General features: G+C 68.0%; 19 protein-coding genes. 9 read left to right on the forward strand and 10 right to left on the reverse strand.

Going from position 1 to position 20,844, the window contains the following annotated elements; genetic code table 11:
* The first annotated feature begins 133 nt into the window (after positions 1-133).
* Complete coding sequence (locus SB786_RS07365) at positions 134-2,065, forward strand: ATP-binding cassette domain-containing protein (RefSeq protein ID WP_410726933.1); 1,932 nt, start codon at positions 134-136, stop codon at positions 2,063-2,065.
* A 180-nt stretch (positions 2,066-2,245) separates the two neighbouring features.
* Here SB786_RS07365 and SB786_RS07370 read toward each other — a convergent pair whose 3' ends face one another.
* The 3 genes from SB786_RS07370 to alr form a co-directional block, all read right to left on the reverse strand.
* Entirely contained in the window at positions 2,246-2,512 is a 267-nt protein-coding gene (locus tag SB786_RS07370; RefSeq protein WP_006759630.1) for a DUF2866 domain-containing protein, read from the reverse strand.
* Positions 2,513-2,658: 146 nt separating this feature from the next.
* Positions 2,659-4,035, reverse strand: coding sequence for a DNA repair protein RadA (gene radA, locus SB786_RS07375; protein WP_012364148.1), 1,377 nt, complete (start codon positions 4,033-4,035; stop codon positions 2,659-2,661).
* An 11-nt stretch (positions 4,036-4,046) separates the two neighbouring features.
* Positions 4,047-5,117, reverse strand: a complete 1,071-nt coding sequence (alr, locus tag SB786_RS07380; protein ID WP_410726934.1) for an alanine racemase — start codon at positions 5,115-5,117, stop codon at positions 4,047-4,049.
* A gap of 218 nt (positions 5,118-5,335) precedes the next feature.
* On the opposite strand from alr, the gene lplT reads away from it, so the two are divergent.
* Both lplT and thiD read left to right on the forward strand, forming a co-directional pair.
* Positions 5,336-6,643, forward strand: coding sequence for a lysophospholipid transporter LplT (gene lplT / locus SB786_RS07385; protein WP_166724917.1), 1,308 nt, complete (start codon positions 5,336-5,338; stop codon positions 6,641-6,643).
* Positions 6,644-6,701: 58 nt separating this feature from the next.
* Positions 6,702-7,511, forward strand: coding sequence for a bifunctional hydroxymethylpyrimidine kinase/phosphomethylpyrimidine kinase (thiD, locus tag SB786_RS07390; protein WP_410726935.1), 810 nt, complete (start codon positions 6,702-6,704; stop codon positions 7,509-7,511).
* Between the two features lie 18 nt (positions 7,512-7,529).
* Here the strand turns inward: thiD and SB786_RS07395 are convergent, their stop codons facing one another.
* Genes SB786_RS07395 through tsaB form a run of 4 tightly spaced genes read right to left on the reverse strand, consistent with a single transcriptional unit; the run spans position 7,530 to position 10,783 of the window.
* Positions 7,530-8,489: a DUF1853 family protein gene (locus SB786_RS07395; protein WP_410726936.1), complete on the reverse strand. Its 960-nt coding sequence runs from the start codon at positions 8,487-8,489 to the stop codon at positions 7,530-7,532.
* Positions 8,486-9,532: a uracil-DNA glycosylase family protein gene (locus tag SB786_RS07400; RefSeq protein ID WP_410726937.1), complete on the reverse strand. Its 1,047-nt coding sequence runs from the start codon at positions 9,530-9,532 to the stop codon at positions 8,486-8,488. The genes SB786_RS07395 and SB786_RS07400 overlap by 4 nt, the downstream gene beginning before the upstream one ends.
* Positions 9,519-10,019: a ribosomal protein S18-alanine N-acetyltransferase gene (gene rimI / locus SB786_RS07405; RefSeq protein ID WP_006762477.1), complete on the reverse strand. Its 501-nt coding sequence runs from the start codon at positions 10,017-10,019 to the stop codon at positions 9,519-9,521. The genes SB786_RS07400 and rimI overlap by 14 nt, the downstream gene beginning before the upstream one ends.
* A complete protein-coding gene (gene tsaB, locus SB786_RS07410; RefSeq protein WP_410726938.1) occupies positions 10,016-10,783 on the reverse strand; it encodes a tRNA (adenosine(37)-N6)-threonylcarbamoyltransferase complex dimerization subunit type 1 TsaB in 768 nt (255 codons plus the stop codon). The genes rimI and tsaB overlap by 4 nt, the downstream gene beginning before the upstream one ends.
* A gap of 147 nt (positions 10,784-10,930) precedes the next feature.
* Between tsaB and SB786_RS07415 the strand changes: the two genes are divergently transcribed.
* The 3 genes from SB786_RS07415 (at position 10,931) to aceA (ending at position 14,809) form a co-directional block, all read left to right on the forward strand.
* The gene (locus SB786_RS07415) at positions 10,931-11,200 is read left to right on the forward strand and encodes an acyl-CoA-binding protein (RefSeq protein WP_410726939.1); all 270 of its coding nucleotides are present in this window, start codon (positions 10,931-10,933) and stop codon (positions 11,198-11,200) included.
* A 360-nt stretch (positions 11,201-11,560) separates the two neighbouring features.
* The gene (locus tag SB786_RS07420; RefSeq protein WP_410726940.1) at positions 11,561-13,102 is read left to right on the forward strand and encodes a DEAD/DEAH box helicase; all 1,542 of its coding nucleotides are present in this window, start codon (positions 11,561-11,563) and stop codon (positions 13,100-13,102) included.
* A 399-nt stretch (positions 13,103-13,501) separates the two neighbouring features.
* Positions 13,502-14,809, forward strand: a complete 1,308-nt coding sequence (aceA, locus tag SB786_RS07425) for an isocitrate lyase (RefSeq protein ID WP_410726941.1) — start codon at positions 13,502-13,504, stop codon at positions 14,807-14,809.
* A 220-nt stretch (positions 14,810-15,029) separates the two neighbouring features.
* Here the strand turns inward: aceA and SB786_RS07430 are convergent, their stop codons facing one another.
* Entirely contained in the window at positions 15,030-15,464 is a 435-nt protein-coding gene (locus tag SB786_RS07430) for a universal stress protein (protein WP_006755353.1), read from the reverse strand.
* 159 nt (positions 15,465-15,623) lie between these two features.
* Complete coding sequence (locus SB786_RS07435) at positions 15,624-16,529, reverse strand: LysR family transcriptional regulator (protein WP_059529255.1); 906 nt, start codon at positions 16,527-16,529, stop codon at positions 15,624-15,626.
* A 154-nt stretch (positions 16,530-16,683) separates the two neighbouring features.
* On the opposite strand from SB786_RS07435, the gene SB786_RS07440 reads away from it, so the two are divergent.
* Positions 16,684-17,445: a haloacid dehalogenase type II gene (locus SB786_RS07440; protein ID WP_410726942.1), complete on the forward strand. Its 762-nt coding sequence runs from the start codon at positions 16,684-16,686 to the stop codon at positions 17,443-17,445.
* A 67-nt stretch (positions 17,446-17,512) separates the two neighbouring features.
* Positions 17,513-19,105, forward strand: a complete 1,593-nt coding sequence (gene aceB / locus SB786_RS07445; protein WP_410726943.1) for a malate synthase A — start codon at positions 17,513-17,515, stop codon at positions 19,103-19,105.
* 133 nt (positions 19,106-19,238) lie between these two features.
* Here aceB and SB786_RS07450 read toward each other — a convergent pair whose 3' ends face one another.
* The gene (locus SB786_RS07450) at positions 19,239-19,652 is read right to left on the reverse strand and encodes a gamma-glutamylcyclotransferase (RefSeq protein ID WP_410726944.1); all 414 of its coding nucleotides are present in this window, start codon (positions 19,650-19,652) and stop codon (positions 19,239-19,241) included.
* Positions 19,653-19,953: 301 nt separating this feature from the next.
* On the opposite strand from SB786_RS07450, the gene SB786_RS07455 reads away from it, so the two are divergent.
* Positions 19,954-20,835 carry an AraC family transcriptional regulator gene (locus SB786_RS07455; protein WP_410726945.1) on the forward strand — a complete coding sequence of 294 codons (882 nt, stop codon included), beginning with the start codon at positions 19,954-19,956 and terminating at the stop codon, positions 20,833-20,835.
* Positions 20,836-20,844: the final 9 nt, after the last annotated feature.

The following is a 20,844-nucleotide window of genomic DNA, read 5'->3' on the forward strand; positions in this document are numbered from 1 at the left end:
GCACTCCTTTCATGAGACCGGAACGACGTGGAGTCTAGGCGAAATCGCGCCGTTGCGGCACCGGCCGTTCGGCCGATATCCGGAGCGACGCGCGCGCAGTCTAGAATAGCGGTTTTCGTCAGTCATTCCCGCCGTGATCCGTTTCAATCAGTTCAGCCTTGCTCGAGGCACCAAACCGCTGTTCGAGTCAGCATCGTTCGTGCTCAATCCCGGTGAAAAGGCCGGCCTGATCGGCGCGAACGGCGCCGGCAAATCGACGCTGTTCTCGGTCCTGCGCGGCGAGCTGCATTCCGACGCCGGCGATTTCTCGATGCCGCCGTCGTGGCGGATCGCCCACGTGTCGCAGGAAACGCCGGCGGTCGACCGCTCGGCCCTCGACTACACGCTCGACGGCGACACCGCGCTGCGCGAGATCGAAGCACGCATCGCCGTCGCATCGGCCGCGCATGACGGCGCAGCCGAAGCCGACGCGCACGCGGCGTTCGCCGACGCCGACGGCTATACCGCACCGGCGCGCGCCGAAGCCCTGCTGCTCGGCCTCGGCTTCACGCTCGCGCAGACGCGCGAGTCGGTCGCCAGCTTCTCCGGCGGCTGGCGCATGCGCCTGAACCTCGCGCAGGCGCTGATGTGCCGCTCCGACCTGCTGCTGCTCGACGAACCGACCAACCACCTGGACCTCGACGCGATCGTCTGGCTCGAAGATTGGCTGCACCGCTACGCCGGCACGCTCGTCGTGATCTCGCACGACCGCGAATTCCTCGACTCGATCTGCAACGTCACGCTGCATCTGGAAAATCGCCAGGTCAAGCGCTACGGCGGCAACTACTCGCAATTCGAAGTGCTGCGTGCGCAGCAGCTTGCGCTGCAGCAAAACGCATACGAAAAGCAGCAGAAGACGATCGAGCACCTGCAGAGCTTCGTCGACCGCTTCAAGGCCAAGGCGACCAAGGCCAAGCAGGCGCAGAGCCGGATGAAGGCGCTCGAGAAGATGGAACTGATCGCGCCCGCGCACATCGCGTCGCCGTTCACGTTCGAGTTCCGCACGCCCGACGCCGCGCCGAACCCGATGATGGTGATGGAAGACGTCCGCTGCGGCTACCATGCCGACGACGGCACGGACATCCCGATCGTCGAACGCGTGGCGCTGTCGATCCAGAACGGCCAGCGCATCGGCCTGCTCGGCGCGAACGGCCAGGGTAAGTCGACGCTGATCAAGACGCTGGCCGGCACACTCGCACCGCTATCGGGCCACGTGCGCGACGGCAAAGGCCTGACGATCGGCTATTTCGCGCAGCACCAGCTCGAAACGCTGCGCGAGGACGATTCGCCGCTCGCGCATCTCGCGCGGCTCGCACCCGACACGCGCGAGCAGGAACTGCGCGACTTTCTCGGCGGCTTCAATTTCTCCGGCGACATGGCGACGAGCCCGGTCGGCCCGTTCTCCGGCGGCGAGAAAGCGCGGCTCGCGCTTGCGCTGATCATCTGGCAGAAGCCGAACCTGCTGCTGCTCGACGAGCCGACCAACCACCTCGACCTCGAAACGCGTCACGCGCTGACGATGGCGCTTGCGCAGTTCGAAGGCACGCTGATCCTCGTCTCGCACGACCGCCACCTGCTGCGCGCGACCACCGACCAGTTCATGCTCGTCGCGAAGCACCGCCTGCAGCCGTTCGACGGCGACCTCGACGATTACCGCGACTGGCTGCTGCAGCACGCGGCCGAGCAGCGCGCGGCCGCGAAGGCCGACGGCGCGGCGGCGACGGGCGCCGACACGGGCGTCAACCGCAAGGATCAGAAGCGCCAGGCGGCCGAGGAGCGTCAGCGCCTGTCGCAGCTGAAAAGGCCGCTGCAGAACCGCATCACGAAGCTCGAAAAGGAAATGGAAACGCTGCACGCGGAGAAGGCACGCCTCGACACGTTCGTCGCCGATCCGGCAAGCTACGAGGCCACGCGCAAGACGGAGCTGACCGAAGCGATCCGCAAGCTCGGCGAGGTCAATACCCGGCTCGAGACAGTCGAGGCCGACTGGCTCGCCCTTCACGAAGAGCTCGAGCAGATCGGCTGAACGCGGCCCGGGCGCCGTCGGCCGGTCGCTTGATCGGTGGCGCGGCATCCACGGCGGCGTCAATACCCGACGAACCGGGGCGGCTGCATCCGGCCCGTAAAAGACAAGGCCGGGCGCCCTGGCCCGGCCTCTTCATTGCAGGTATGACTGTCGTTGTCGGGTCGGCCGTACGCCGCCCGCTCAACGCCGCGGCAACGTATCGCGCGGCAGCTGCTCGTCATCGTCCATCAGGTGACGCCGCCCTTCGGTCGGCTGGCGGATCGCCGCGGCGACTTCCGCTTCCGTCACGTCCTCGGACACGACCCGGCGTGCGAGGCGCCCTTCTTCGTCGATCCACTCGACGATCCGGCATCCGCCGCCCCACGGGTGAACGATCGGCTCCGATACGCGGCAGCCGCGCAGGTTGTAAAGGCGTCCGCTGGCCGCATCCCCATACTGTTTCAACATAGGTTCCCTTCCATTGCGGTTCGACAATCCGGCAAAGGATAGGGAAAAGCGATGTCCGCCGGGTTACAGGAGCCTACATATTCTTTACAACGAATTACGCGACAGATCGTGGCCGGCCGCCACGCGCGGGTGCCGGCCACGCGCGGTCATTCAAGATCGCGCACGCGGTCGATCGCCTGCTCGATCCGCTCCACGGCCATCACGTTCAGCCCTTCGATCGGCTGCTTCGGCGCATTCGCCTTGGGGATCAGCGCGGCCGTGAAGCCGAGCTTCGCGGCCTCGCGCAGCCGTTCCTGGCCACGCGGGGACGGCCGGATCTCGCCCGCCAGCCCCACCTCGCCGAATACGATCAGGCCCTTCGGCAGCGCCTTGTTACGCATCGACGAATGGATTGCAAGCAGCACGGCGACGTCAGCAGCCGGTTCGGTGATCTTCACGCCGCCGACCGCGTTCAGGAACACGTCCTGATCGAAACACGCGATGCCCGCGTGCCGGTGCAGCACCGCGAGCAGCATCGCGAGCCGGTTCTGCTCGAGGCCGACCGCGAGCCGGCGCGGGTTCGGCACGTGAGCCGTATCGACGAGTGCCTGGACTTCGACGAGCAGCGGGCGCGTGCCCTCCTGCGTGACGAGCACGCACGAACCCGGCACGACCTGCTCGTGCTGCGACAGGAACAGCGCGGACGGGTTCGCGACGCCGCGCAGCCCGCGCTCGGTCATCGCGAACACGCCGAGCTCGTTGACCGCGCCGAAGCGGTTCTTGAACGCGCGCACGAGCCGGAACGACGAATGGGTGTCGCCCTCGAAGTACAGCACCGTGTCGACGATGTGCTCGAGCACGCGCGGGCCGGCGAGGTTGCCCTCCTTCGTCACGTGCCCGACCATGATGATCGCGGTGCCGGACTGCTTCGCGATGCGCGTGAGCTGCGCCGCGCACTCGCGCACCTGCGCGACCGAGCCGGGCGCCGACGTCAGCGCTTCGGAATAGACGGTCTGGATCGAGTCGATGACGGCGACGTCCGGCCGTTCCGCGTCGATCGCGGCCTGGATCTTCTCGAGCTGGATCTCGGCGAGCAGCTTCAGCTCGGCCGCCGGCGCGCCGCCGTCGAGCAGCGCGAGCCGTTGCGCGCGCAACGCGATCTGCGCGGCCGATTCCTCACCGCTGATATAGAGTGCGCGCCGCTCGTTCGCGATGTCCGCGAGCGACTGCAGCAGCAGCGTCGACTTGCCGATGCCCGGATCGCCGCCGATCAGCACGACGCCTCCCGGGACCAGCCCGCCACCCAGCACGCGATCGAATTCGCCGATGCCGGTGGAGAAGCGCGGCACGTCGGCGGCCTCGATGTCGACGAGCCGCTGCACCGGCGCCCGCTTCGCGAGCGACTGGAAGCGATGGGCGGCCGGCGACTCGGCGACCGATTCGACGAGGGTGTTCCAGGCCTGGCACGACGGGCATTGCCCCTGCCACTTCGGGGTTTGTCCGCCGCATTCGCTGCAGACATAGACGGTTTTCTGTTTCGCCACGCGTGCCGCCCTTATTCCGCGCGCACCGGTACGCGCCCGGCGACCGCGCACATCAGTTCATAGCCGATGGTCCCGCAATGGCGCGCGACATCGTCGATCGGCAGCGCGTTGCCCCACAGCTCGACCCGCGCGCCGACCCCGGCCTGCGGGCACGGGGTGAGGTCGACGGTGATCATGTCCATCGACACGCGGCCGACGATGCGCGTGCGGATGCCGTCGACGATCACCGGCGTGCCTTCGGGCGCGACGCGCGAATAGCCGTCCGCGTAGCCGCACGCGACGACGCCGACGCGCATCTGGGCCGGTGCGGAGAACGTCGAGCCATAGCCGATCGCCTGCCCCTTCGCGATCGTCTGCACCGCGATCAGCTCGGACGAGAGCGTCATCGCGGGCTTCAGCCCCGTGTCGGCGATGTCGGCCGACAGTCCCGACGGCGACGCGCCGTAGAGCATGATTCCCGGCCGCACCCAGTCGAAGTGCGTATCCGGATGCCACAGCACGGCCGCCGAATTCGCGAGGCTGCGCGCGCCGGCGATGTTTTCCGCGCCGCGCTCGAACGTCGCGAGCTGCTCGGCGACGCCGCGCTCGTTGTCGGCGTCCGAAAAATGGGTCATCAACGTGATCTGGCCGATCCCGGGGCACGCCCGGGCGCGCTCCCACGCGGCGCGGTATTTCTCCGGCGCATAGCCGAGCCGGTTCATGCCGCTGTTCATCTTGAGCTGCACGTTGACGGGCTTCGACAGGCGCGCCGTCTCCAGCATCCGCATCTGCTCGTCGTTGTGGACGGTGGTCGTCAGGCTGTAGCGGTCGATCACGTCGATGTCGGTCGAGCGGAAGAACCCCTCGAGCAGCAGGATCGGGCCGGCCCACCCAAGCTCGCGCAGCTTCACGGCCTCGTCGAGGTCGAGCAGACCGAAGCCGTCGGTGCCGCGCAGGCCGGGAAACACGCGCGCGAGACCGTGGCCGTACGCGTTGGCCTTGACGACCGTCCAGACCTTGGACGGGCCGGCGAACCGGCGGACGACGGAGAGATTGTTCGCGAGAGCGGCGGTATGGATGGTGGCGGAGATCGGGCGCGGCATGGGAAATTTACGTAAAGACGCTTGCGAATCATCAGCTTACCGCGCCTTTTGAGCACCGAAGCCGACAATTTGCGGAACGATCGGGGAATCTTGCTAGTCCGAATTGCCGTATTTTCGTGTTATAAAGCCGTGCGCACAACCCATTTCGAACGGAATAAGCCGATCGCATACCAGGCGGCCTACGCGGCCCTGCCGCAGCGACGAAAGCATCGCATCAGATGAAAAAAGGTTTTTACACCATCATGGCCGCGCAGTTTTTCTCGTCGCTGGCCGACAATGCGCTTCTCATCGCCGCCATCGCCCTGCTGAAAGACCTTCACGCCCCCAACTGGATGACACCGCTGCTCAAGCTGTTCTTCGTGTTGTCCTATGTGGTGCTGGCGGCTTATGTGGGTGCGTTCGCCGATTCGCGTCCGAAGGGGCGCGTGATGTTCATCACGAATTCGATCAAGGTGGTCGGCTGCCTGATCATGCTGTTCGGCGCCCACCCGCTGATCGCGTACGGGATCGTCGGGTTCGGCGCCGCGGCCTACTCGCCCGCCAAATACGGCATCCTGACCGAGCTGCTGCCGGCCGACCGGCTCGTCGCCGCGAACGGCTGGATCGAAGGCACCACCGTCAGTTCGATCATTCTCGGCACCGTGCTCGGCGGCGCGCTGATCAGCCCGCACATCGCGTCGCACGTGATCGCGCACACGCCCGCCTGGATCAGCACGCCCGCCGAAGCGGCGATGGCGATCATCATGGCGATCTACGTGATCGCCGCGATGTTCAACCTGCGGATCCCCGATACCGGCGCGCGCTACCCGAAGCAGGAGCGCGGCCCGGTCAAGCTCCTCACCGATTTCGCCGACTGTTTCATGGTGCTCTGGCGCGACAAGCTCGGCCAGATCTCGCTCGCGGTCACGACGCTGTTCTGGGGCGCCGGCGCGACGCTGCAGTTCATCGTGCTGAAGTGGGCTGAAGTCTCGCTCAACATGTCGCTGTCCGAAGGCGCGCTCCTGCAGGCCGTGGTCGCGGTGGGCGTCGCGGGCGGCGCGATCGCCGCCGCCGCGCGCATCCCGCTGAAGAAGTCGCTCTCCGTTCTGCCCGTCGGCATCATCATGGGCATCGCGGTCATGCTGATGGCGTTCTACACGCGCGACCTGTTCCCCGCGCACTGGGCCGTGCACTTCGGCCACCTGCGCCTGCCGGTGTACCTGATCGTCGCGTATATCTTCCTGATCGGCGTCGGCGCGCTGTCCGGCTATTTCGTGGTTCCGATGAACGCGCTGCTGCAGCATCGCGGCCACGTGCTGCTGTCGGCCGGCCACTCGATCGCGGTGCAGAACTTCAACGAGAACCTGTCGGTGCTCGTGATGCTGTGCCTGTATGCGGTGCTGGTCTGGCTCGACGTGCCGGTCGGCGTCGTGATCGTGCTGTTCGGCACGTTCGTCTGCCTGACGATGTGGCTCGTGATGCGCCGCCACCAGGCGAACCAGCGCCAGTTCGACTCGGTCGCGCTGATCGGCGAATCGCGGCACTGACGCTACACTGTTCGTTTCCGCCCGTCGGCGCCGGTCTTCGCACCGGCGCCTTGCCATCATGACGCACCCGATACCCAACGTCCTGACGATCGCCGGCTCCGACTCGGGCGGCGGCGCGGGCATCCAGGCCGACCTCAAGACCTTCTCCGCGCTCGGCGCGTACGGCACGAGCGTGATCACCGCGCTGACCGCGCAGAACACGCGCGGCGTGAGCGGCGTGCACGCGCCGGACGCGGCGTTCGTGACCGCGCAGCTCGACGCGGTGTTCGACGACATCCGCATCGACGCGGTCAAGATCGGCATGCTCGCGAACGCGGCGATCGTCCATGCGGTGGCCGACGCGCTGCGGCGTTACGCGCCGCGCTTCGTCGTGCTCGATACGGTGATGATGTCGAAGAGTTCGCACGCGCTGCTCGCACCCGACGCGGTCGACGCGCTGCGCGACGTGCTGCTACCGCTCGCGACCGTCGTCACGCCGAACCTGCCCGAAGCGGCCGCCCTGCTCGGCGACACGCCCGCGACGACCGAGGACGACATGGTCCGGCAAGGCCGGGCGCTGCTGCAGACCGGCGCGAACGCCGTGCTGATGAAAGGCGGCCACCTGCCCGACGCGGCCGCGAGCCCCGACTGGCTCGTCGAAGCGGCGCATGCGGTGCGGCTCGGCGGCACGCGCGTGCCGGTCAGCAACACGCACGGCACGGGCTGCACGCTGTCGTCGGCGATCGCCGCGCTGCTGCCGCAGCGGCCGGATCTCGAGAGCGCGGTGCGCGACGCGAAGGTCTACCTGACCGGCGCGATCGCCGCGAGCGGCCGGCTCGACGTCGGCCACGGCGTCGGCCCGGTCCATCACTTCCATCGCTGGTGGTAAGCGCCGGCTGACGCGGCGTCAGTGTTCCTGCGCGGCGAACGCCTGCGCGCGCGCCGGCCAGTCGTCCGGCACGATGAAGCCGCGCGCCGTCTCCCGCCACACACCGTCGCCGTCCTGTCGATGCACGCCGATCAGCGTGGGCGCCTGACGCGCCGTCAAGACGGATGGCAGCGCAAGCGAATTCGCCAGCGGTTCGGGCGCAGCATCGGCCGCCGCCCGCCGCGGCGCAAGCCAGGCCAGCCGCGCCAGCACATTCCACGCCGCACCATCGGGTTGCGCGGCCGCCCAGGCCGGCCACTGCGCGTGCGTCAGCCAGAAGCCGCGCGGATGATCGGCCGCGATTTCCGCGCAGACCGGCGGCAGCGGCACACCGTGCGGATAGAACAGCCAGCCCTTGATGAACATCTGAGCGTCCGACGGCGCGCCGTAGCCGAGCAGCGCAAACCCGTGGCGATCGCTCAACCGCAACTGATGCTCGAGCAGCCGGCTGCGCTTGCGGTCGAGGCGGTCGACGAGATTCGGACCGACGAAATCCGCGAGCGATGCGTCGCCCTCCACCGGCGCGCACAGGTAGCACTTCACGGCGAGCTCCCAGTGCAGGCGTTGCCCGCCCGGCGCATCGACGAGGAAATCGACTTCGCCGAGCGTCTTGCCGTTGCTGCGCAGCGGCAGATTGGCGGCGACGAGCCGCAGCGACGGCCCGTGCGTGAGGAAATATTCGAGCAGGCATTCGGCATAGCGTCCGAGCCGCACCGGCCGCAGCCCGTCGAGCGCGCGGTGCAACGGCTCGGGCGCGGCGTCGAGCGCGACGAGCCACGCTTCGACGGCCACCCGTTCGGGCGCATCCGACCACGGATGCGCGAGCGGCGCGCCGGGCGCCGCGGTGAGCAGGCTCGGGCTCGCGAGGAGCCAGCCCAGATCGCGGACCGCGACATCGCGCAGCGTATCGACGAACGCGAACGCCGCGCCGTGCGTCATTGTGCGACCGGCCCGGTCGCGTCGGCGTCGCCCGCCTGCTGGAACGTATCGCGCGCAAGGCACAAGTCGGCCCACGCCTTCGACTTGTCCTGCAGGCTGCGCAGCAGGTACGCCGGGTGGTAGGTGACGATCACCGGCACGCCTTCGTACGTGTGCACGCGGCCGCGCAGCGACGCGATGCTCGCGTCCGTCTTCAGCAGCGTCTGCGCGGCGAAGCGGCCGAGCGCGACGATCAGCTTCGGCTTCACGAGCGCGACCTGGCGCTGCAGGTACGGCTCGCAGCGGGCGACTTCGTCGGGTTCGGGGTTGCGATTGCCGGGCGGCCGGCACTTGATCACGTTCGCGATGTAGACGTTCTCGCCGCGCTTGAGCGCCAGCGACTGCAGCATGTTGTCGAGCAGCTTGCCGGCCTGGCCGACGAACGGCTCGCCCTGCTTGTCCTCGTTCTCGCCCGGCGCTTCGCCGATCAGCATCCAGTCCGCTTCACGATCGCCGACACCGAACACGGTATTGGTGCGCTTCTCGCACAGGCGGCAGCTCGTGCAGACGGCGACGCGTGCGGCGAGCGTATCCCAGTCGAGCATCGCCACCGGCGTTGCGGCAGGCCGCGATTCGTCCGGCGGCAGCGGATCGCCGGGCGGCGCCGCGTCGAACCACGCGAAATCGTCCTCGGTGGCCGGCGGCATGTCGTCCGCAGCGGCGGACGGCGCGGACGGCGCGGGCTCGACGCACGCACGGCCGTCGTCGATCGCGCCTCGCGCGGGCGTACCCGCACCCGCTTCGCCGCTCGGCGCCGCGTTGGGAGCCGCACCACCCACCGGCGGCGTATCGTCACGCGGAACCCCACGCGCAGGCGGCTGCGTGTCATGCGCCGGCCGCGGCTTGGCCGCGTCGGTTGCGACCGCAACGGCGGACGCGTCGTCCGCCGCGCCGGATGCCGCAGCCGGCGTTTCGCCCGCTTCAGCGCTTTCCGCGCGCTGCCCGCGCCGCACCCAGATCTGCGCGAGACCCATTTCCTCGAGCGCTGCTTCAGCCCACGCCATGCGCGTCCCCTTCGTCCTTGTTCAGCGTCAGACGCATCACGATCGCGTCCTCCCGGCCGCGATGCCGCGCCGGATAGTAGTTCTTGCGCCGGCCGATCGTCACGAAGCCGAAGCGCTCGTACAGATGGATCGCGCGCGGATTCGACGGCCGCACCTCGAGCAGCACGCCGTCGAGCCGCTCCGCGCGCGAGATGCGCACCGCTTCGCGCAGCAGCGCGAGGCCCGCGCCCGCGTGCTGGGCGGCCGGGGCGACGCACAGGTTCAGCAGGTGCATCTCGTCGATCACCGGCATCAGCACGCAATAGCCGACGAGCGCGCCCGTCACGTGCCGCAGGCACACGCCGAAATAGCCGTTGCGCAGCGAATCCTCGAAGTTGCCGCGGCTCCACGGGAATTCGTACGCGACCTGCTCGATCGCGACGACCTCGTCGAGGTCGGTGTCGGTCATCGGCGACAAATAGCGGTCGCTCAACAGTACGCCCGTCATCCTTTCGCTCCGCCCGTCTGCGCGGCACGCGCCGCGATGCGCTCGGCGGTGGTCTGCGCAACCTTGTCGCGCACGTATTCCGGCGCGGCCTGGTCGGCCGGCACCGTACGGCCGGCGCGAAACGCCCGCAGCGCGGCATGCGCGACCGCCAGCGCATGCGGCAGCGCGTCGCCGTCGATCACGGCTGCCGCGGCGGCAGCCGGCAATTGCGCGCCGAATGCGGCCGCCGCGTTGCCCGCGAGCGTGAACGGCACGTCGGGCACGCCGACGGCTCCCGGCGCATCGAGCGACGCCGGATGCAGCGTGCGCCAGTCGCCCGCCTGGTCGTCCCACGCGAAATCGGCCCAGTACGCTTCGTCCATCCGCGCATCGAGCGCGGCCAGCACGCGCGTCGTGCCGGGCGCGCGCAGCCGCGCGTGCTCGGCGCACGCGAGCAGCGTGCTGACCGGCACGACCGGCAGCCCGCGCCCGAACGCGAGCCCCTGGGTAATGCCGGTGGCGGTACGCAGCCCGGTGAACGAGCCGGGGCCCGCGCCGAACGCGATTGCGTCGCAGTCGGCGAACGAGAGACCCGATTCGGCGAAGAGCTCCTGGATGGCCGGCAGCACACGCGTGCTCGACACGGCGCCCGTCGGTTCGTGGCGGACCCAGGTTTGCGGGGTGGAAACGGCGTCATCGGCCGGAGCCGAGCGCAGCAGCGCGACCGAGCAGTATTCGGTCGACGTATCGATGGCGAGGAGCACTGTTTGCGTCATGGCCGACATTGTAATGCGGCGCCCCGCTCCCACGGGCGATCGGACCCGATCCAGGTGCGTGCGACGCGCGGCCGGCGGTTTGGAAGGATCGCTCGACCCCGCGCGGCGCGGCGCTTGTTAAGATCGGCCGACTCGAAACCCTTACGGAAACACATGATGAGCGATCTCACCGCCCAATTCGACCAGGCCCAGGTCGACGTCAAGCAACTGACCGAGCGACCGGGCAACCTGACGCTGCTGCGCCTGTACGCGCTCTTCAAGCAAGCGACCGACGGCGACGCGCACGGCGACAAGCCGGGCTTCACCGATATCGTCGGCAAGTACAAGTACGACGCGTGGGAAGCGCTGAAAGGCACGTCGAAGGACGCCGCGAAGCAGCAATATGTCGAACTCGTCGAATCGCTGAAGAACGGCACGGCGTCCTGACCGGATAGCCGCCCCGCAATCGGCAATCAAATCAGTGGCGCAGCGCAGCAAATCTCTTTATAATGCGGCCTGCGTCACCCCCGCGCTCGGCTCGAAAGCCGTTCCGGCAAGACGCCTCGTAGCGTTATGCTCCAATCCGGTTTAGAACCTGTCCCCTCCTGCTTCGACCCTCGCGGTCGTCATTTATCAGGCTGGCGGCCCCGCTCCTGAAGCGCGCCGCACCCAAAACAGCTTCTAATGCCTCATCCGCCGACGGTTCGGCGGATTGCACCCCCGTTTCCCGATTTGCTCGCTGAATCCGACGACTTGGGTATGCGCGATTGGCGCCGACGTTTCACCCACTGTGTTTCAAGGATTGTTATGACTTCGAGCATTAACTCCAGCCCGCTCAACGCGATCGCCGACCAGGCGCTCGGTCTCGACGACGCCGCCGTACCGGCCGCGATCGAACCGGCGTCGGACGAGCCGAGCTTCGCGTCGCTCGGGCTGTCGCCGGAGATCGTCTCCGCGCTGGAGGCCGCCGGCTATGTGAAGCCGACGCCGGTCCAACAGCGCGCGATTCCGGCCGGCATCGCCGGCCGCGACCTGCTGGTGTCGAGCCCGACCGGTTCGGGCAAGACCGCCGCATTCATGCTGCCCGCGATCGAACGTTTCGCGCAGCTTCAGAAGACGCAGGCGCAGCAACCGCGCGCGCCGCGCGAGCCGAACCAGGGCGACCGCCGCGTGCGCCGCCCGCAACCCGTCGCGCGCCCGGGCATGCTCGTGCTGACGCCGACCCGCGAACTCGCGATGCAGGTCACCACGGCCGCATCGACCTACGGCAAGCACCTGAAGCGCCTGCGCACGGTCAGCATCCTCGGCGGCGTCGCCTATGGCCAGCAGCTGATGCTGCTCGCGAAGAACCCCGAAATCCTGGTCGCCACGCCGGGCCGCCTGCTGGATCACCTCGAGCGCGGCCGCATCGACCTGTCCGAACTGAAGTTGCTCGTGCTCGACGAAGCCGACCGCATGCTCGACATGGGCTTCATCGATGACATCGAGACGATCGTCGCGGCAACGCCCGCGTCGCGCCAGACGATGCTGTTCTCGGCCACGCTCGACGGCAAGATCGGTTCGCTGACGGGCCGCCTGCTGAAGGACCCCGAGCGCATCGAGATCCAGCAGCGCCTCGAGTCGCGCACGAACATCGCGCAGACCGTGCACTACGTCGACGACCGCGACCACAAGGATCGCCTGCTCGATCACCTGCTGCGCGACGACGCGCTCGACCAGGCGATCATCTTCACGGCGACCAAGATCGACGCCGACCAGCTCGCCGGCCGTCTCGCCGACGCTGGCTTCGAATCCGCCGCGCTGCATGGCGACCTGCCGCAGGGCGCGCGTAACCGCACGATCCGTGCGCTGCGCGAGCGTCGCGTGCGCGTGCTGGTCGCGACCGACGTCGCGGCCCGCGGCATCGACATCCCGGGCATCACGCACGTGTTCAACTACGACCTGCCGAAGTTCGCGGAAGACTACGTGCACCGTATCGGCCGTACGGGCCGCGCCGGCCGTTCGGGCACCGCGGTGAGCCTCGTGCACCACGCCGAACAGGGCGCGCTCAAGCGCATCGAGCGCTTCGTCCGCTCGCCGCTGCCGGTCAACGTGATCGAAGGCTTCGAGCCGCGCAAGGCAGCCCCGCGCACCGATCGCGGCACCGGCGGCCGCGGCCGTCCGGGCGGCGGTAACGGCGGTCGTCGTTTCGGCGGCAAGCCGGGCGGCGGTCATGGCGGCACCGGCCGCAGCTACGGCGGCGGCAATGGCGGCGGCTGGAGCGGCAAGCCGGGCGGCAGCCGCGACGGCGGCCCGCGTCGCGACGGCCAACGCAGCAGCGGCCCGCGTCGCAGCAACTCGGCGTCGTAAGCACGCCCGGGCGGCTCCGGCCGCCCCACGGATGGCCGCCCCACCCATCCAAAAGACCGGCGCACCCCGCGCCGGTTTTTTTTCGTCCCGCACCAAATTTCACAATGCGGAAAATTTTTTTGCGTCGTAAAAAATCATGCTGCGCGGCACAACCTTACGATTGCGAGATGGGAAAAATCGTTTCTTATTGCGGAAAGCGATTTTCAACCACTTGATTCATAACGATTAAAAAATTTCGCACTTCCTGAGATAGCCCCTGTTCCCTGTCGGTCGAGTTGCCTAGACTCTTATACAAGACCTCACGAACCGGCACGCACCCCGCTCCGCTCCGCTTCGCGAACAGCATCCTCACCGTCCGATTCGACTCATCAGGCAACGCACCGTATCAAGGAGCTCATCATGTCGCGACAACAACAGGCACAGGAACTGCAAAAGCAATGGGAAACCGATCCGCGCTGGAAGGGCATCAAGCGCAGCTACACCGCTGACGACGTGGTTCGCCTGCGCGGCTCGATCGCCGTCGAACACACGCTGGCCAAGCGCGGCGCGCAAAAGCTGTGGAGCCTCATGAACGAAGAGCCGTTCGTCAACGCGCTCGGCGCGCTGACCGGCAACCAGGCGATGCAGCAGGTGAAGGCCGGCCTCAAGGCGATCTACCTGTCGGGCTGGCAAGTGGCCGGCGACGCGAACGTCGCGGGCGAAATGTACCCGGACCAGTCGCTGTACCCGGCGAACTCGGTGCCGCTCGTCGTCAAGCGCATCAACAACACGCTGACGCGTGCCGACCAGATCCAGTGGTCCGAAGGCAAGAACCCGGGCGACGAAGGTTACGTCGACTTCTTCGCGCCGATCGTCGCGGATGCGGAAGCCGGCTTCGGCGGCGTGCTGAACGCGTTCGAACTGATGAAGGCGATGATCGAGGCAGGCGCCTCGGGCGTCCACTTCGAGGACCAGCTTGCGTCGGTGAAGAAATGCGGCCACATGGGCGGCAAGGTGCTCGTGCCGACGCGCGAGGCCGTCGCGAAGCTGTCGGCGGCGCGTCTCGCCGCCGACGTGATGGGCGCGCCGACCGTGCTGGTCGCGCGGACCGACGCGGAAGCAGCGGACCTGATCACGTCCGACATCGACGACAACGACAAGCCGTTCCTGACGGGCGAGCGTACGGTCGAAGGCTTCTTCCGCACGAAGCCGGGCATCGAGCAGGCGATCTCGCGCGGCCTCGCGTATGCGCCGTACGCCGACCTGGTCTGGTGCGAAACGGGCAAGCCGGATCTCGAGTACGCGAAGAAGTTCGCCGAAGCGATCCACAAACAGTTCCCGGGCAAGATGCTGTCGTACAACTGCTCGCCGTCGTTCAACTGGAAGAAGAACCTCGACGACGCGACGATCGCGAAATTCCAGAAGGAACTGGGTGCGATGGGCTACAAGTTCCAGTTCATCACGCTGGCCGGCTTCCATGCGCTGAACTACTCGATGTTCAACCTCGCGCATGGCTATGCCCGCACGCAGATGAGCGCGTTCGTCGAACTGCAGCAGGCCGAGTTCGCGGCGGCCGACAAGGGCTTCACGGCCGTCAAGCACCAGCGCGAAGTCGGCACCGGCTACTTCGACGCGGTGACGCAGACGGTCGAGCGCGAGGCATCGACGACCGCGCTGCACGGCTCGACCGAGGACGAGCAGTTCTTCGACGGCAAGAAGGTCGCGTAACGCGCGAGCGCGTCACGCCGATGCCCGCCCGTCACGCGACGGTGCGGCATCGGCGGCACGGAACAAAAATCAGGGAGGAGACGGCAGGCGCGCGGGGACCCGCGCGACCCGCCGCGCGGCCTGCGGCCGCCAGCAACGACGCGCGCCGGCTTCGTCCGGCGCGCCCTTTTTCAGCGGCGCTGCCGTGCCGCCGCCCGCGCGGTCACGGACGACGTCGTCGCTACCGATAGACGATCACCGGAATTTTCGTATGGGTCAGCACGCGCTGCGTCTCGCTGCCGATCAGCAGGCTGCCGAGCCCGCGGCGTCCGTGGGACGCCATGAAGATCACGTCGCAGCCGCCGCGTTCGGCCGCCTCGATGATGCCGAGGTACGGCGACGGATGCACGCTCGTCCAGCTGTCGCAGACGACGCCGGCCGCCTTCGCGGCCGCCTGCACCTCGTCGAGGTGCGCGCGCGCCTCACGCTCGCTGCGCGCCCGGAAATCGGCGGGCGGCTCGATGATCACTTCGGAAAACGGCGAGTACGGATACTGCGGCAGACACGCATAGGCCGTGACCTGCGCGCCGACCGCGCGCGCCAGGTCGATCGCGCCGTCGATCGCCTTCTGCGACAGTTCGGAACCGTCGGTTGGAACGAGGATGTGCCGGAACATCGCGCCCTCCTGCGTCAGACGCACCGCGCGCGCCGCGAACCCATGCGAGCCGGCCCCGGCGCAACGCGCATGCCAGTTTCGATTGTAGTGCGCGAAACCGGACGGCCGGCGCCGTCAGCGGGTTCGCCCTCATATCGGAAACGCGCGGGCGGGCGCGCCCTACTCGCCCCAATACCCGGGCCGCTCGTACGTATGTTTCAGGTAATCGAGAAACAGCCGCACGCGCAGCGGCAGGTGGCGGCGCTGCGGAAACACCGCGTGGATACCGATCGGCGGCGCCGCGAACGCATCGAGCACGCTGACGAGACGGCCGGCCGCGATGTCGTCGCCGACCTCCCACCACGATCGCCATGCCAGGCCGTAGCCGGCGAGGCACCACTCGTGCAGCACCGCGCCATCCGAGCATTCCATCGTGCCGTTCACGCGGATCGACACGACCTTGTCGTCCTCCTGGAACGCCCAGCCGCGCTGCTGATTAGCGTTCGCGGCCAGGGCGAGGCAGTTGTGGCGCGCGAGTTCGGCGAGCGTGGCGGGCGTGCCGCGCCGCGCGAGATACGCCGGAGACGCGACGCACACGCGCCGGTTCTCGCCGAGCTTCAGCGACACCAGCGACGAATCGGGCAGCTCGCCGAGCCGCACCGCGCAATCGAACCCTTCGTTGACGAGGTCGACCATCCGGTCGGACAGGTCGAGCGTGACCGACACGTCCGGATGCGCGCCGCTGAACTCGGGCACGAGCGGCGCGACGTGGCGCCGCCCGAAGCCGGCCGGTGCGGAAATGCGCAGGTGGCCGCTCGCCTTCACGCCGCCGGCGGACACGCTCGCCTCCGCGTTCTGCATGTCGTTGATGATCCGCTGGCAATCCTCGAGGAAGGCCGAACCCTCGAAGGTCAGCGTGAGCTTGCGGGTGGTACGCACCAGCAGCTTGACGCCGAGCCGCTCCTCGAGCGCGTCGAGGCGGCGGCCGATGATCGCCGGCGCGACGCCTTCCGCGTGCGCGGCCGCCGACAGGCTGCCCTTCGCCGCGACCGCGGCGAACGTTTCGATCTGTTTGAACCGGTCCATGACTCGAAAGGACGGCTATTCCGCCCTTCAAATAGCTTAAGCCGGTCAAGATTAGGTATATGAAAGTAAAAGATCAAGTGATGATTAGCGTCTTTTTTAGTACATGTGATCACGAATAGAATCGACTCGACCTCTGAAACTGGAGCGCAAGGCTATGTCGGCCACAACGACACTCTCCTCTCCCGACGCAATCCTCTTCGACGCATTCGGCACGTTGTTCGACGTGCATGCGGTCGTGGCCGCGGCGGAGCAGATGTTTCCCGGTCACGGGGAGCGGTTGTCGCAGCTGTGGCGACGCAAGCAAATCGAATACTCGCAGTTGCGCACGCTCGCCGATCCGGCCGGCGCCCGCTATCGGCCGTTTCGCGACATCACGCTCGACGCGCTGCGGTTCTCCGCGCGCGTGCTCGGCCTCGCGCTGAACAGCGCGGCCGAGAAGCGGCTGATGGACGAATACGCGTGCCTGTCCACCTACCCCGACACGCTGCCCGCGCTGCGCAAGCTGCGCGCGCTCGACCCGCGCCCGCCGCTCGCGATCCTGTCGAACGGCAACCCCGAGATGCTCGACATCGCGATCAAGAGCGCCGGCATGACCGGCCTGTTCGATCGCGCGCTGTCGGCCGACACCGTGCGCGCGTACAAGCCCAGTCCGGCCGTCTACGCACTCGGCACCGCGGCGTTCGGCGCGAACGCGCGCGACATCGTGTTCGTGTCGTCGAACGCCTGGGACGTCGCGGGGGCCGCCTGGTTCGGCTACACGACGTTCTGGCTCAACCGCACGGGCGCGCCCGCCGAGGAACTCGGCGCGCCGCCCGACGGCACCGGCAGCGGCATGGCCGATCTGCTCGCCTTCCTCGCCACCCCGGCTCCGTCCGGCAGACCCGCAAACCGCGCGCGCCCCGGCCCGGGCGCATGACGTTCGCGGCGCTGCCGCCTTCCCCCTTCACCGAAACCGCAACTGACCGACCAAGGAGATGAGACTCATGAGCACCCCGATCACGCTGCCGCAAGGCATGGCGATCACCGGCGAAATCAAGCCGGGTTACGAAGCGATCCTGACGCCTGAAGCGCTCGCACTCGTCGCGGCGCTGCACCGCACGTTCGAGCCGCGGCGCCAGGCGCTGCTGCAGGCCCGCCTCGAACGCACCAGGCGCCTCGACGCCGGCGAACGCCCCGATTTCCTGGCCGACACGAAGGCGATCCGCGACGGCGACTGGAAGGTCGCGCCGCTGCCGGCCGACCTGCAATGCCGCCGTGTCGAGATCACGGGCCCCGTCGAGCGCAAGATGATCATCAACGCGCTGAACTCCGGCGCCGATTCGTACATGACGGACTTCGAGGATTCGAACGCGCCGAGCTGGACAAACCAGATCGACGGCCAGATCAACCTGAAGGACGCGGTGCGCCGCACGATCTCGCTCGAGCAGAACGGCAAGTCGTACCGGCTGAACGACAAGGTCGCGACGCTGATCGTGCGTCCGCGCGGCTGGCACCTCGACGAGAAGCACGTGACGGTCGACGGCCAGCGCGTGTCCGGCGGCATCTTCGATTTCGCGCTGTTCCTGTTCCACAACGCGAAGGAACTGATCGCGCGCGGCTCGGGCCCGTACTTCTACCTGCCGAAGATGGAAAGCCATCTCGAGGCTCGCCTGTGGAACGACATCTTCGTCGCGGCACAGGAAGCGGTCGGCGTGCCGCGCGGCACGATCCGCGCGACGGTGCTGATCGAGACGATCCTCGCCGCGTTCGAGATGGACGAGATCCTGTACGAGCTGCGCGAACACAGCTCGGGCCTGAACGCCGGCCGCTGGGACTACATCTTCTCGGCGATCAAGAAGTTCAAGAACGATCGCGACTTCTGCCTGGCCGACCGCTCGAAGATCACGATGACGGTGCCGTTCATGCGCGCGTACGCGCTGCTGCTGCTGAAGACCTGCCACAAGCGCAACGCACCGGCAATCGGCGGGATGAGCGCGCTGATTCCGATCAAGAACGATCCGCAAGCGAACGAGAAGGCAATGGGCGGCGTACGCTCGGACAAGCAGCGCGACGCGACCGACGGCTACGACGGCGGCTGGGTCGCGCACCCGGGCCTCGTGCCGATCGCGATGGAAGAATTCGTCAAGGTGCTCGGTGACAAGCCGAACCAGATCGCCAAGCAGCGCGACGACGTGCAGATCGAAGGCAAGAACCTGCTCGACTTCCAGCCTGAAGCGCCGATCACCGAAGCCGGCCTGCGCAACAACATCAACGTCGGCATCCACTATCTCGGCGCGTGGCTCGACGGCAACGGCTGCGTGCCGATCCACAACCTGATGGAAGACGCGGCCACCGCCGAAATCTCCCGCTCGCAGGTATGGCAGTGGATCCGCTCGCCGAAGGGCGTGCTCGACGACGGCCGCAAGGTCACGGCGGAACTCGTGCGCGAATTCGCGAAGGCCGAGCTCGACAACGTGAAGCGTTCCGTCGGCGGCAACACGCAGCCGTACGAGCGTGCCGCGGCGATCTTCGAACAGATGTCGACGTCGGAAGGCTTCACCGAATTCCTGACGTTGCCGCTGTACGAGGAAATCTGACGGCGCGGGCCGGGTCCTGCCGGCCCTGGTCGTGCCACCCTGCCCGCCGCGAGTCGCACCACCCGGCGGTATAAAAAAAGCGCCCGGCTTGGGCGCTTTTTCCTTGCGAGGCCGCAGTTTGCCGCGCGGGCGCTCAGGCGGCTTCCCGCTCGCGCCGGTGCCGAACCCAGTCGCCCGACACGATGCGCGGACGGTCGGCTGCCGCATGCGCGGCGACCGGATAGTAGACGCACGCGTACGTACGGCCGCCGAGCTGGACGGTCACCGGCTCCTGCCGGAACAGCGTGTCGACGCCCGGATAGACGCGCTCGATCTCGTCGAGCACGGGCATCAACTGCTCGTCGATCTCATAGACGTCGCCCCATACGAGCGACTGGCCGGCCGGCCCGGCGATCATGCCCGGGTACGTGCCGAAATCGTACAGTTCACCCGGCAGCGCGGCCGCACCGAGCAGCGTCGGCGCGGCGATCCCGTGCCGCGCGGCCGCATGGCCGATGTCGTTGGCCTCTCCCGCTCTCAACGTGCCGTAGACGAATACGTGGCGCATCGTGGTTCTCCTCTTCGATTCAGGTGTTGCCTGGCCGGGGCCGTCGCGGGCGCGCCGCGGGCACCGGCGTCTTCGGGGCGCCGCTTGCGCGACAACGCGGCCGCATCGGCAGACCGCGATCACGGCCCGATGTTTTTTGGCCGCACGCGTCGTGCGAGCTCAAAACTTGCGCGTGGCCGGAATGCGCGCGGCCCATACAAAGTTCATTTGAACGGTGCATTATCGGCCGAAAAACTGCCGCATGTGCCTGCGCGGCGCCTTCTAAAATAATGGCATCGCCGCCGCGCCGACCGAGTTGTCCATGAATCCGCCTGCCCAAGCCGACACATCGAATCCCTACGACGTCATCGACATCCCGCCCGAGTTCGCGCCGACCCGCGTCCACCCGATGCGCGTCCGGGCGCGGCAGGTGGATGCCGGCCGCCGGATCCCGCTGCACACGCATGCGTGGGCGCAGCTCGCGTACGCGTCGCGCGGGGTGCTACGCGTCGCGACGACCGGGACGACGTGGATGGTGCCGCCGTCCCGCGCGATCTGGGTGCCGCCGCACATCACGCACGAAGTCGTGATCGTCGAGGAGGCGTATCTGCGCACGCTGTATATCGACGAGTCGATCGTGCCCGGCGGGCTCGATGCATGCCGGGTGGTCGAGGTGACGGGCTTGCTGCGCGAACTGATCGTCGCGCTCGACGCACGTGACCTGAGCGATGCGCGCGAGCGGCTGCTGTGCGGGCTCGTACTCGACGAGCTGAGCCGCGCCGAACCGCTGCCGCTCGCGGTGCCGATGCCCGACGAGAAGCGCCTGCGCATGCTGTGCGAGTCGGTTCTCGCGCAGCCGGCGCAGGCGGAATCGCTCGAGCACTGGGCAAGCGAGGTCGGCGCGAGCACGCGCACGATTTCCCGGCTCTTCAAGCAGGAACTGGGCGTGAGCTTTTCGCAGTGGCGGCAGCAGGCGCTGCTCGCGCGCGCGATTCCGCTGTTGAACCAGGGGCGTCCGCTGTCGCATATCGCGCGCGAGCTGGGCTACCAGAGCCAGAGTGCGTTTTCGGCGATGTTCCGGCGCGCGTTCGGCGAAAGCCCGCGCGCGTTCATGCTGCGCGGCTACGAGCACCGCGGCGCGGAAGATGGCATCGCGACGGACGACGCCCTCGACGACGACGACGCGTTCGGCACCGCTCGCTGACGGTCGCCG

It is taken from the genome of Burkholderia sp. SIMBA_062 (assembly GCF_046534765.1).
Taxonomy (GTDB): Bacteria; Pseudomonadota; Gammaproteobacteria; order Burkholderiales; family Burkholderiaceae; genus Burkholderia; species Burkholderia ambifaria.